This is a genomic window from Vallitalea longa (genome assembly GCF_027923465.1).
Lineage (GTDB): Bacteria > Bacillota > Clostridia > Lachnospirales > Vallitaleaceae > Vallitalea > Vallitalea longa.
In genome coordinates this window covers 1127628-1141297 of record NZ_BRLB01000001.1, presented here as the reverse complement: position 1 = coordinate 1141297, position 13670 = coordinate 1127628, and the positions used below count along the sequence as shown (strand labels likewise).

Genomic DNA, 13670 nt, shown 5'->3' with positions numbered 1-13670 from the left:
GATGTTTTATATGAAATTATTAATAGGGAACAAGTTGTTAATCATCCTCATAATAATAAAATCATTAGCATATAAATGATAGTGATAATAAGAATTTTGGACAAGAGAAAATAGATTTTGGAAGGAATTGATTAAGATGAAGGAAAAAATTATTTCAATATCATTAATAGTGATTATAGTTTGTTTTATACCAATATTCATAACCACAATAATTAAAGGAATTCCAAAAGAAGAGAAACAAAACACAGAGATAGAAAATAAAAAAGACATAAAAGTTATGGTGGATGGAAAAGAGATTTCCATGAATCTTAATGATTATCTGATCGGTGTAGTCGCTGCAGAAATGCCAGTTAGTTTTTATGATGAAGCTCTAAAAGCTCAAGCAGTAGCAGCTAGAACATTTGCATTAAAAAAATTAGAAAAAGATTCAAAACATATATTCAACAATAATGAACAGGCTTATATCACCAAAGAAAAGATGGAAGAAAGTTGGGGTTCTGATAATTTCCCTAAAAATTATAATAAAATAAGAAGTGCTGTTGTTGACACAAATAATGAAGTTGTAGTTTACCAAGAAGATTTGATTGAAGCGGTTTTCCATTCCACAAGTGCAGGAATGACTCAATCAGCAAAAGATGTGTGGGGAGAAGAGATACCGTATTTAATTAGTGTCAGCAGTTCAGATGATGTTAATTCACCTGAATATTCACATACTCAAACTTTTACTCAGCAAGAGTTTGTTTCCTTGCTTAATGAACATATAGAAGATTTTCAGACGTATACTAATGATGTATTCAACGAGATTCAAATCATCAGTAGAACATCAGAAGGATATATTTCGCAAATACAGATAGGTAATAAAATTCTAGAAGGAGAAGAAGTCAGAAGCTACCTAGGACTGGAATCCAGTAATTTCAATGTTGATAGTGTGGATGGAAATATTGAAGTATCATGTAAGGGGTATGGTCATGGTGTTGGTATGAGCCAATATGGAGCTAACGATCTGGCTAAGAATGGATATTCATATAAGGATATACTCAAACATTATTATTCGAATACAGAAATCGGGTTATGTGAATAGATAGATCATATTATATATTGAATAGTTTTAATAGGATTAGAGAATTGTCATTACTATAGATAGAGGCAATTCTCTTTTCTTGTTATGTGTTTTTTTATATCTCATATGGTATTAATTTCATTTTAGTAATAAATTGTAGTAAATATGTAAAATGCTTATATATCTATTTTATTTAAAAATCTGAATATAATATCCAATCATTGGTAATAATATAGTTGTAACAAATGTAATATAAGTAATTTTTTAAGTATTATTACATTTTTAAATAGGAATATGAGGTGATTTTGGATGAAACTAAAGAATATAATTGCATACATAAAAAGAAAGCAATTTTATTTTGCGTTGTTTACATGTTGTATAACAGTCTTTTTAATTGCAATTCTATTATGGATTAGACCAGATGAGAAGGAACAAGAAATTGCTAATCTTAATGGTGAGGTAGTTAGCAATGAAGATTCAAATGAGGAATCAAGTGGTGATTTGACTGCTAATCTTGTTGAGAATTATGATGACGAGATAGTAGATGCAGAGGATAGTCATGTAGAAGATGTATGTGAAGAGGAAGAAACTGTAAAAGCTATAAGCCCTATTACAATTAACTCAGAAGAAGTTGTTGGTGAAGGTGATTATGGAGAACCAGAAATATATGAAGAACAACTTGCACCAGAACTTACAACACCACAAAAAAAAGACCCAGTAGTAGTAGAAATAGCTCCAGTTGTTAAACCTAATATAAGTTATAATGCTGAGAAAGAAAAAATGATATGGCCAGTAGAAGGTAATGTATTAATACCTTTTAGTATGGATACACCAGTTTATTTTAAAACTCTAGATCAGTATAAAATCAATCCTGCATTATATATTGCCGCAAGTGTAGGAAAAGATGTTGAAGTAGCTGCTGAAGGAGTAGTTGAAACTATACGAGTAGAACCTGAATCCGGAGTAACTGTAACTGTTTACCACGGAAATGGATATAAGACAATATATGGACAGCTTAACAAGCAATTGAATGTAAAAGAAGGGGACTTGGTCAAAAAAGGTCAGATACTGGGACAAGTCGAAACACCTTCGAAATATCATATATTACTAGATTCACATTTATATTTTAAAGTGACTAAAAATGAAAAACCAATCAATCCTATCGAATTAATAAAATAAATTAATCTAGCCTCCTGAAAAGGAAATTAAGGAACTGTGTTGTAATATTAAGTTATATTATAATTAACAGTTCCTTGATTTTTTGAATGCTTTTTTTATCTAGATGTTTCGAGAGAACCCCCTCCTCTAACTAGGAGGAAGATGAATCGGAACTGTTTTTAATCTTTAACTCCTGCTTGAGAGCTAATATATTTCTCAATCATTTCTATTGTTGCTCCTCCAGTTGTTAAAATGCAATAACTTATACTCCAAAATATGGGTTTCCAGTAATATTCTTTTAAATATTCACTATGTTTTTCCTAATAAGTCTTGAAGAAACAGTCTTTAAAGTATTAACTAATTTTGCTAATTCCACTTGGGGAGGTGTTTCAAATAGTAAGTTCTTTGTTAATACATTTGTGTCTATATTTAGTTATTACAACCAAATGATATTTTAGATTGTATATTGAATGCCTATTGCTTTTGGATTCAATATTATTCATCTAAAAAACTCCTTTACAACTAAATTGAAATGCGATATAATTATAACATAAGGAAGAGGAAAAATCCTAAATGCAAGTATAAACATTAAAAATCAAGGTAAATTGCTGGTGCAATATTAAAATATTACAGGGTAGAGCTTGGTAATAATAGTAACCATTAGGTTACTACGTCCCAAGAAGCCCCCTCAAAATCGTTTTATAGGTTTAGTGGGGGAGCATGTCCCAAAACCACAATGATAGTTAAGGGGAGCTTATGGAGAGAAAATTTAGAGTTGTTATTGTTGTAGTTGGATTAATTTTTGTATTTATTATAGTTAGTCAAATTAACAATTTGTTTTATAATAAAACTTCTAAAAAGTATGTGGAAAAAACTTATAATATGGAATTGAAAACGTCATATAAGCATGGTAAGAGTTATATTTTTTCTGGTATAGAAAATAATACTAATAAAAAAATACATGTAATCCATTTATTTGATTTTGGAGAATACACTGTATATGAAGATGAAGGAATAAATAAATTACAAGCAATCCGTATTGCAGAAGATGCTAATATAGATGTAGATTCTATATTGCTTATTTTTAAATATCCATATGATGAACCTAATGATATTAAGGATTGTTTGTATTGGGTGTTTAATAGAAAAGACGGAGAAGATCAACCAGATACAATATATATATCATTTAAGGATGGTATAATTAATGAAAAAGCTAATTTTTAAAATTGTTCTCAACTGCATAACTAAAGTAAATTAGTCTTAACAATGAATGTATGTTAATTTGTTCCCGACCATAATTGTGGTGGGGAATTTTTTCGTTATTACCAGTATTGGAGCAATTTATAGTGTATAAGTTTTTGGTGCCAATAGTATATTGGGTTAACCAATGACAAGAATCTAAATAGAAGGATAGTAATAATATAATATGACAATAGCATAAATTTTATTGTTAATTTCCAAGACTATTGTTATAATTGTCATATCTTAAATTTATTGTATTTACCAATTAGAAAGGAAATTCTATGAACAGACGAATCTTTTTACTAGTAATTTCATTATCAATCATTTTTACAGGGTGCAGTAATAATATTAACCAACACAATGAAAAAATATCCGATGAAACATTCCTGTTAGGTACTATTGTGAAAGTTACTTTATATGGGAAAAACGCGGATGAAGATAATTTTAAGGATATATTCAATATAATTTCTGATATAGAAAACAAAGTAAGTAGAAACATTTCTACAAGTGAGATAAGCAAAATAAACAGTAATGAAATACAAGAAATCAAACTATCTGATGATACATTCAATATAATCAAAAAAGGATTATATTATTCCAATCTATCCGAAGGAAGATTTGATATTACTATAGCACCATTAGTGAGCTTGTGGGGAATTGGAACTGAAGATGCTAGAGTACCGGAAGAACAAGAAATCAAAGAAGCTGTTAATAAGATAGACTATAAAAACATATATTTAGAAGATGATAAGATGAATATGCATATCAAAAATGATGTTCAGATAGACTTAGGTGGTATAGCAAAAGGATATGTTGCAGATAAAGTAGCTGAATACATAAAGCAAAAACATATAGACCATGCATTGATTAATCTAGGCGGAAATATATTGACTGTAGGTCATAAACCTAATGGAGAATCATGGAAGATAGGTGTTCAGAATCCTTTTAATGCAAGAGGAAAAGAATTAGGTGTTGCAACCATAGGTGAAAAATCAATAGTTACTTCCGGTATATACGAGAGGTATTTTGAAGAAGATGGCAAGAGATATCATCATATATTGAATCCATTCACAGGATATCCTATAGAAAATGATTTAGCTGGTGTCACCATCATATCTGATTATTCTGTAGATGGAGATGGCCTATCTACAGTGGTTTTTTCCATGGGACTGGAAGAAGGTTATAAATTTGTCGAGAATCTTGAAAATGTAGATGCGATATTTGTAACTGATGAAAAAGATATTTATCTGACTGATGGAACAGAAAAGATATTTAATCTTACAGATTATGATTTCAAAGTTAAAAAGTTTTCTAATTAACTATAAGGGAAAACAACAAATTATAGGACTGATTAGTACTTCAAAACTAATAGTTCTATTTTTTATGGAATAATTTAATTTGATATAAGGTTAATAGTAAAAAATATGTATATTTTTAATTCAAATCCCATATATTTAACTAAGCAATGATTCGAGGGGGATTTCGTTTTGAAGCAATATATAGAGGAAAGGGCTATAGAAGTTGCGAATTATATTATTACTTCAAATGCTACTGTAAGACAAACTGCCAAGAAATTTGGTATAAGTAAATCAACAGTACATAAGGATGTTACAGAAAGACTAAGTAAGATAAATCCAGGTTTAGCTTTAGAAGCTAGAAAGGTCCTTGACATTAATAAATCGGAAAGACATATTAGAGGTGGATTAGCTACCAGGGCCAAATATGTCAATATGTCTCATACAAATACAAGGCCAACAATTTATTAAAACCGAGATAGCTCGGTTTTTTTGTTAAAAATTAACTGTATGAATAATTTTTATATCAAGTCTCTATTTTTATATGAAAAATGTACCTTTATGTAGCTGTTTTCTAGTTACTGAAGGTATTTTTTATTATAATTTTTAACAAAAACCATTTTTTTTTTAATATTTGTTACCAAAAGCTAATCAGAAGTACAAATAATGACGATATTAATAAAAATTTAATAAATTTCCCCTTTGAAATTTTGTAGTATTTGTATATAATATTATATATGGTAATAATAGTTTATAATGGCAAAATATTAATACTTAATAAATGACATAAATATAGTAAAATAATTCTTGAATATAAATTTAAGTATAAAAATCTCAAAAAATATAAATATTAAACTACGGAAGGGGATTGACAAATGTTTGGAACAGATATTGGAATCGATTTAGGGACAGCAAATGTACTCGTATATATTAAAGGTAAAGGTGTCGTATTAAGAGAACCATCAGTTGTTGCAAGAGATAGAGATACTAAAAGAATATTAGCAGTAGGTAGTGAAGCAAGAAGAATGCTTGGTAGAACACCAGGTAATATTGTTGCAATAAGACCACTTAGACAGGGTGTTATTTCAGACTATACAGTAACTGAGAAAATGATAAAATATTTTATATCCAAATCTTTAGGTAAGAGAATAAGAAAACCAAGAATAACAGTTTGTGTACCTAGTGGTGTAACTGAAGTTGAAAAAAGAGCTGTTGAAGATGCTACTTATCAAGCTGGAGCAAGAAAAGTAGAAATAATAGAAGAACCAATAGCAGCAGCTATAGGAGCAGGAATAGATATTAGTAAAGCTTGCGGTAGTATGGTTGTTGATATAGGAGGAGGAACATCAGATATAGCAGTAATTTCCTTAGGTGGTACTGTTGTTAGTACTTCTATTAAAGTCGCTGGTGATAATTTTGATGAAGCATTAGTAAGATATATGAGGAAAAAACATAACTTATTGATTGGTGAAAGAACAGCTGAAGAAATCAAAGTTAAGATTGGAACAGCTTACAAAAGACCAGAAGTATTGACTATGGATGTTAGAGGAAGAAATTTAATTACAGGACTTCCAAAAACCATAACTGTTTCATCTGTAGAAACAGAAGAAGCACTTAGAGAATCTACTTCTAACATAGTGGAAGCGGTTCATAGTGTACTTGAAAGGACACCACCTGAATTATCAGCAGATATTGCTGACAGAGGTATAGTTCTAACTGGTGGTGGTAGCTTATTACAAGGGCTTGACCAATTAATAGAAAACAAAACAGGTATTAATGTAATTACAGCAGATGATGCGATTACTTGTGTTGCTATAGGAACAGGTAAATATGTAGAATTTCAGGCAGGTCAAAGAAGTTAAAGGTCAGGTGAAAACATGGTAAGAGGTTTATATACTGCTTCAAATGGAATGGTAGCGCAACAAGAAAAATTAGATATTATCTCCAATAACCTAGCGAATGTTAATACTACAGGATTCAAGAAAGATGGTGTAATCATTGAATCCTTCAATAGTGTATTGACAACGAAAATCAACGATAGAAGTATGCCTATGAATCAGACTATCGGTAAAATGACTCTTGGATGCAGAGTTGGACAAGTTTATACCGATAATACACAAGGCGGAGCAACAATGACAGATGATCCTTATAATGTTGCCATACTTGGTAATGGTATGTTTAATATTGGTATAGAAGATAAAGAAGGAAATCAACAAATCAGATATACTAGAGATGGGTCTTTCACTTTATCAACAGATGGAACGCTTATGACAAAAGAAGGAAATTATATTCTTGGACAAAATGGTAAGATAGTCATACCTAGCGGTAGTAATAATATCAGAATCTCAGAAAATGGTACTATATTTGACAATGATACCCAGATAGATAAATTATTATTAACGGATTTTGAAAACCCTGAATCCCTTAGAAAAATAGGGGATAACCTATATAGTCAAACAGAAGATACTAAGACTAATCCTTTTGGTGGTAAATTGATGCAAGGATATTTAGAAAGTTCTAATGTTAATACTGTAAGAGAAATGGTCGATATGATTAGTGTAATGAGAACATATGAAGCTAATCAAAAAGTTATTCAAACTCAAGATGAAACTCTAAAAAAAGCAGTAAATGATGTAGGTAGATTATAGAACTGAAATTTCAGATATCTTAGCAGTATGAAAGGAATGAATGTATTATGATGCGATCATTATACACAGCGGCATCAGGTATGAAGACTCAACAGATGAATGTTGATACTATCTCTAATAATCTTGCTAACGTTAATACCACAGGATTTAAAAAAGAAAGATTGGAATTCAAATCGTTATTATATGAAACTTTGGCAAAAGCTGGTACAGACCAACAAGGTAATGGTAAACCAGTTAATCTACAAGTTGGACATGGTGTAAAACCTGTAGGTACAGTTAGAAGTTATACTATCGGTACAATCCAGAAAACAGATAATCCATTGGATTTAGCTATTACAGGAGATGGTTTTTTTACAGTAAAAGATCAATCCGGTTCACAAGTATATACGAAAGACGGTAGTTTCAAGATTGCATTAGTAGATGATAGACAGATGTTAATTACATCAGATGGTTATCAGGTACTTGATATTAATGACGAGCCTATTTATTTTGATTCTAATATTGACATCAAAAAGATAAGCATCAGTTCTGAAGGTAATTTTAGTTATGTAACTAATGATAATGAAGTAGTTCCTATGGATTCTAAAATGAAAATGGTCCAATTCAGAAATGTTAACGGATTAGAAGCTCTTGGAAATAACCTATTAAGAGCTACCTCTTCATCTGGAGAAGCTATCTTAGAAGAAGACGACGAAGATGTAGTAAAGAGTCAGATAGTACAAGGTTCATTAGAAGGATCTAATGTACAAGTTGTCGAAGAAATGGTCAATCTGATAGTAGCTCAGAGAGCATATGAAGTAAGCTCAAAGGCTATACAAGCATCTGATGAAATGTTATCTCAAGCCAATAATCTTAAGAGATAGAATGAAAGGATAGAAGATACATGAATATATCAAGTATTAATCCTAATATGTATAACAATATAACTATGAATCAAAAAGAAAAAATCGAAACAGAATCTTTTGAGGCTGCATTAAATCAAGCCCAAGAAAAACAAGACGATAAACAGCTACAAGAATCCTGTAGGGAATTTGAACAATATTTCGTTAATCAATTATTCAAAGAAATGAGAAATACAGTTCATAGTGATGGACTTATACCTAAATCACAAGGGGAAAAGATTTTTGAAGATATGTTATATGAGGAATACTCCACTGAAATTTCTAAAGGTGAGGGTATAGGAATATCTCAGATGTTATATAAACAATTATCAAAAAACATATGATAGCATGAGTAATAAAGTAAATAATTGGAAAAACTAAGTCCTGTTGTACAGGACTTTTTGTATTGTCATAAGAAAATCTTATCTTATGCATTTGAAATATAATTATTTACATATGTCCTGCTAATTATTATAATGGTATTAATATACACACTAGTTAATGCTATTTGAAAATAATTATACTAAAAGGTGATAAAATGTTTATAAAACTCATTGCTCTAATAAATCTATGTTTAAGTTTATTCAGTTATAATGAACCAGTAATCTATACTAATGAGAATGTAACTCTAGATAGAATGGTTCAGCAAATTCATACTTTAGAAGTTGACATAAATGATCCTTACGTTACAATAAAAAATGCATTATCTTTCGGGAAAGCATATGGATTTGAAGAGACTAGTGTAATGGTTAATGATAACGAAGCTATAGCAGGTGTTAATGGTACATTTTATACCATGTATGGACATCATCTAGGTTTATTGATAAAAGATGGAAAATTAGAAACCATGGCTAAGGATTATTCACCGATAGTTGCATTTTTAGAATCAGGAAAAGTATATATAGGAGATATTAAAACTGAAGTAAAGGTCGAAGGTAAAACAAATACTATAACTGTAGATACCATGAATGACGCAGCTTTTGAAGAATCATGGGTTCTATACTCTGATATATATGGTAGAACAACACGTATTACAAGAAATAGCATTAATTACGTTATTGAAAATAATAGAGTAATCGATAAAATAATTACAGATAACCCTATAGATATTACAAGAGGTAGTTATATACTTAGTAGAGTTACAGAAGACCCTGAGAAATATGATTTACTGACAGTTAATGAAGAGGTTGAAATTGAGATCATCTATAATCCTGATATGGGTAAGATTAAAGAAGGCTTCCAATCTGGTGGTTGGTTAGTAAAAGATTCTATTAATGTTGCTAAAGATTATGAGCCGTTGATGGGAAATACTAATATTCTTAATCCTAGAACAGCATTAGGAGTTACGGAAGATAATAAAATAATTATTAAAGTCATTGATGGAAGACAGCCCAATTATAGCTATGGTATTACTGGTAAGACTTGTGCAGACATTATGTTAGAAGAAGGTTGCATTAATGCTGTATATTTAGATGGCGGAGCATCAAGTACTATGGTGTATAACAAAGAGGTAGTTAATAGTCCTTCCATGAATACTGAACGAAAAGTGGCTCATAGTATTTTAATTGATTATGAAAAGAACGACTTTATGTTTATGATAGATAAAATAGGAGAATTCATAGATAATCTATTAAATGATTTATTTAATTTCCAGGAATCAATTTCGTAAAATGATATTGCAATTAAATATTTTATATGCTAAGATAGATGTAGAATTTTTATACTAAAACTTAATAAAATAATTGATACTTATCAAGAGTTAGGGTAGAGAGTTAGCTCGGTGACCCTACGCCAGCCTGCTTATCAGTAAGGTGGTTCTGCTAACGTCGATGAGGCTTAATATAGTTATAAACCTTCTTGATGTTAAGAAGGTTTTATTTTGTTATAAGAGATATATCATGATCTTTTACAAGATAAATGCTATTAATCATTTAATCAGTTAAATAGATGCATATTTAGTGATAAAGGTATTAATAACAAAAATTGGTAATAATATAATTATATAAGTTTTAATACACTTAATAAGTATCTAAGTATCATATTTGGCCTTTTTTGGCTTTAGAGTTAATTATGCTTGATTAATGTGGTTTTTAAGATTTTGTGTTAAGAATAGACAATAATAGGAGGTTATATATGGTACCATTTAAAATACCTATGTCAATTCTAGAATTGATGATTATTTCAGCAACTCCCCTTATAGAACAAAGAGGGGCAGTCCCTTTTGCAGCAGCAAGTGGATATGGTGTAGGTGAAGCATATTTTTGGACTTTATTAGGAGCAATTATCCCAGCTCCATTCATACTACTTTTAATACCTCATGTATTGGAGCTATTGAAAAAAGTGAAATTCCTGAGTAAGTTAGCTTATTGGTATGAAAATAGAGCACTAGAGAAAAGTAAGAAAGTAAAAGATAATCTTAAATATGTGAGTATTTTTCTATTTGTCGCAATACCTTTACCTGGTACAGGTGTTTGGACAGGATCAACAATTGCATCATTGCTGGGACTAGATTTTAAAAAGTCGTTAATATCAGTTATATTAGGTGCAGCAGTAGCTGGGATATTTATGATTATCATTTCATATGGTATAAAAATTCTAGTATCATAAACTAGACTGTTTTTAGACTGATCAATATTACAGAAATACTTTATGTTTAGTTGTATTTGAAAGAACGAAAGGAGAAAAATTATGGCAAGAAAATTATTTACTTCGGAATCAGTAACAGAAGGGCATCCAGATAAGATGTGCGACCAGATATCTGATACTGTTTTGGATTCAATATTAGCAAAAGACCCTAATGCAAGAGTTGCATGTGAGACAGCAGTTACTACAGGTCTAGTATTAGTTATGGGAGAGATAACAACTAATTGTTACGTGGATATTCCTAAATTGGTCAGAGAAACAATAAGAGATATAGGATATGATAGAGCTAAGTATGGTTTTGACTGTGATACTTGTTCAGTCCTTACATCATTAGATGAACAATCAACAGATATAGCAATGGGTGTTGATGAAGCTCTTGAATCAAAAGAAGGTAGCATGACAGAAGAAGAGTTAGATGCTACTGGTGCAGGTGACCAAGGAATGATGTTTGGTTATGCCTGCAATGAAACAGAAGAGTTAATGCCTATGCCTATTTCACTAGCTCATCAATTATCAAAAAGATTGACTGAAGTTAGGAAAAACGGTACATTAAAATATCTAAGACCAGATGGTAAATCTCAGGTTACAGTAGAATATGTAGATGATAAACCTGTTAGAGTAGATGCAGTAGTCATATCAACTCAACATGATTGTGATGTGGAATTAGAAACAATAAAAAAAGATATAATGGAACATGTTATTAAACCAGTTATATCAGAAGACTTATTGGATGAAAATACTAAATTCTTCATTAACCCAACAGGAAGATTTGTTATTGGAGGTCCTCAAGGAGATTCAGGACTTACAGGAAGAAAGATTATTGTTGATACTTATGGTGGATATGCAAGTCATGGCGGAGGAGCTTTCTCAGGAAAAGATCCAACAAAAGTTGACCGTTCAGCGGCTTATGCAGCAAGATATGTTGCTAAAAATATAGTTGCAGCAGGTTTTGCTGATAAATGTGAAGTTGTTCTAGCATATGCAATAGGTGTTGCAAAACCAGTATCTGTTTTAGTTAATACATATGGAACAGGTAAAATATCTGATGATGAGATAACAGATATAATCAACGAACATTTTGACCTTAGACCAGCAGCAATCATAAGAGATCTTAATCTTAGAAGACCAATCTACAGGCAAACAGCTGCATATGGACATTTTGGCAGACCAGATTTAGATCTTCCATGGGAAAAAACTGATAAGGTAGAAGAGTTGAAGAAAGCTTTGAATTAGCTTACCTGAATAATAATATTAAAATGGGAAAGTTGAATCATTAATAAGATAATAAACATATAAAATCGACACCTCATGTTTCTAAAAATGAGGTGTTTGTAATATGAATATAAAACTCAGTCACTTTTTTTGATACTTTTTCTAAGTGGTTGGTAGAAATTCTTCATCAGGAGGTAATTATGTTAGGTACAATTGTCAACGCGAGTGCAATAATTATAGGAAGTTTAATTGGTACTATTTTCAAAAAAGGTATTAAAGAGAAAAAGAAAGTAATACTATTGCAGGCCATAGGGCTTGTAGCTATTTCCCTTGGAATTACGTGGATAGTCAAAAATCTTTCTAATAGCAGTGAGCCACTTTTATTTATTGCAAGTATGGTAATAGGTGGATTGATAGGAGAAAGTATAGATATTGAAGAGAAGGTTAACAGATTAGAGAAGAAATTTACTGGAAACAAAGTAAATGATAACAATGATAAGAAGTTGATCGAAGGATTAACAACTGCGGTACTTCTTTTTTGTGTAGGAACACTATCAATATTAGGTCCTATAGAAAGCGCATTAAAAGGTGATAATACACTGCTCTTTACCAATGCAATGTTAGATGGAATAACATCCATGATACTAGCTACAACTTTTGGCATTGGTATCATGATATCAGGAATCATTCTATTCATATGGCAAGGTTCAATATTTCTATTGGCTCAGTTCATAGGAGCATATGCTACACCAGAAATACTTGGTCAAATATCTATTATTGGTGGAATACTGATTTTTAGTACAGGCATTAATATTCTAGAAATAAAGAAAATAAAGACTATTAATCTTATACCCGCTCTTTTTATACCAATAATCTATAATATACCTTTTGTCAATAATTTCTTTAAAAGTATCGTTGGCTTGTTTACACAGTAATAATTATATAAGAATTATTATTAGACTTAAATCTCGATTAAAATGGATTTAGGTCTTTCTATTATGCGAAATGTTATATTAAGTAAATTTTTGTAAATATAATCTCCATTAATTAGGTAATGTAATCAGCAATTGAATTAGTATTAATCTAATAATTAAAATATATAAATATGGCTATTGACAATGGCTCATATAGGTGATAAAATATAACAAATAATAACTTTGAAGTTATTGGTGTGTTACTGTATAGCAGGCATGAACCTTTGTTCTATTGGTTTATGCCTTTTTTGTTGCTAAAATTACTAAATTAATAGTCATGAGGTGATTAAATGATTAAAAGGAGTTTTATTATTAAGTCAGAAACAGGTTTACACGCAAGACCTGTTACAATATTCATAAATAAATCTAAAAGCTTTGATTCAGATATCAAAGTAATAAAAGATACGAAAATAGCTGATGGTAAGAAATTTTTACAAGTGTTATCATTGGGAGTATTGGAAAATGATTCAATATTTATTGAAATAGATGGTAATGATGAAAAAGAAGCCATGTACGCTCTAGAAAAATTAATAGTTAATGATTTCAAAGAATAGGAG

General features: G+C 30.3%; 14 protein-coding genes and 1 pseudogene. 14 read left to right on the top strand and 1 reads right to left on the bottom strand.

The features are described from left to right. Positions 1-136 precede the first annotated feature (136 nt). Positions 137-1081 (top strand): stage II sporulation protein D, encoded by a 945-nt coding sequence (gene spoIID, locus QMG30_RS05005; protein ID WP_281812836.1) that lies wholly within the window; start codon positions 137-139, stop codon positions 1079-1081. A 288-nt stretch (positions 1082-1369) separates the two neighbouring features. Continuing rightward, positions 1370-2239 (top strand): M23 family metallopeptidase, encoded by an 870-nt coding sequence (locus QMG30_RS05000; RefSeq protein ID WP_281812833.1) that lies wholly within the window; start codon positions 1370-1372, stop codon positions 2237-2239. A gap of 158 nt (positions 2240-2397) precedes the next feature. Here QMG30_RS05000 and tnpA read toward each other — a convergent pair. After that, a pseudogene (gene tnpA / locus QMG30_RS25230) lies at positions 2398-2721 on the bottom strand (IS200/IS605 family transposase). A 253-nt stretch (positions 2722-2974) separates the two neighbouring features. On the opposite strand from tnpA, the gene QMG30_RS04990 reads away from it, so the two are divergent. The 12 genes from QMG30_RS04990 (at position 2975) to QMG30_RS04935 (ending at position 13667) form a co-directional block, all read left to right on the top strand. Further along, on the top strand, positions 2975-3442 hold the full coding sequence (locus tag QMG30_RS04990) for a hypothetical protein (RefSeq protein WP_281812831.1): 468 nt from the start codon (positions 2975-2977) through the stop codon (positions 3440-3442). 299 nt (positions 3443-3741) lie between these two features. Continuing rightward, positions 3742-4779 (top strand): FAD:protein FMN transferase, encoded by a 1038-nt coding sequence (locus QMG30_RS04985; protein ID WP_281812828.1) that lies wholly within the window; start codon positions 3742-3744, stop codon positions 4777-4779. Positions 4780-4947: 168 nt separating this feature from the next. Continuing rightward, positions 4948-5226, top strand: coding sequence for a sporulation transcriptional regulator SpoIIID (gene spoIIID / locus QMG30_RS04980; RefSeq protein WP_281812826.1), 279 nt, complete (start codon positions 4948-4950; stop codon positions 5224-5226). Between the two features lie 404 nt (positions 5227-5630). Further along, positions 5631-6617, top strand: a complete 987-nt coding sequence (locus tag QMG30_RS04975; RefSeq protein WP_281812824.1) for a rod shape-determining protein — start codon at positions 5631-5633, stop codon at positions 6615-6617. A gap of 15 nt (positions 6618-6632) precedes the next feature. Further along, positions 6633-7403, top strand: a complete 771-nt coding sequence (locus QMG30_RS04970) for a flagellar hook-basal body protein (protein ID WP_281812822.1) — start codon at positions 6633-6635, stop codon at positions 7401-7403. Positions 7404-7450: 47 nt separating this feature from the next. Beyond that, positions 7451-8266: a flagellar basal-body rod protein FlgG gene (gene flgG / locus QMG30_RS04965; protein ID WP_281812820.1), complete on the top strand. Its 816-nt coding sequence runs from the start codon at positions 7451-7453 to the stop codon at positions 8264-8266. 20 nt (positions 8267-8286) lie between these two features. Further along, positions 8287-8628: a rod-binding protein gene (locus QMG30_RS04960; RefSeq protein WP_281812818.1), complete on the top strand. Its 342-nt coding sequence runs from the start codon at positions 8287-8289 to the stop codon at positions 8626-8628. A 194-nt stretch (positions 8629-8822) separates the two neighbouring features. Further along, entirely contained in the window at positions 8823-9953 is a 1131-nt protein-coding gene (locus tag QMG30_RS04955; RefSeq protein WP_281812816.1) for a phosphodiester glycosidase family protein, read from the top strand. A 464-nt stretch (positions 9954-10417) separates the two neighbouring features. Next, positions 10418-10891 (top strand): COG2426 family protein, encoded by a 474-nt coding sequence (locus QMG30_RS04950; protein WP_281812814.1) that lies wholly within the window; start codon positions 10418-10420, stop codon positions 10889-10891. 81 nt (positions 10892-10972) lie between these two features. After that, positions 10973-12160, top strand: a complete 1188-nt coding sequence (metK, locus tag QMG30_RS04945) for a methionine adenosyltransferase (RefSeq protein ID WP_281812812.1) — start codon at positions 10973-10975, stop codon at positions 12158-12160. Between the two features lie 179 nt (positions 12161-12339). After that, complete coding sequence (locus QMG30_RS04940) at positions 12340-13074, top strand: DUF554 domain-containing protein (RefSeq protein ID WP_281812810.1); 735 nt, start codon at positions 12340-12342, stop codon at positions 13072-13074. Between the two features lie 329 nt (positions 13075-13403). After that, entirely contained in the window at positions 13404-13667 is a 264-nt protein-coding gene (locus QMG30_RS04935) for an HPr family phosphocarrier protein (RefSeq protein ID WP_281812808.1), read from the top strand. Positions 13668-13670 lie beyond the last annotated feature (3 nt).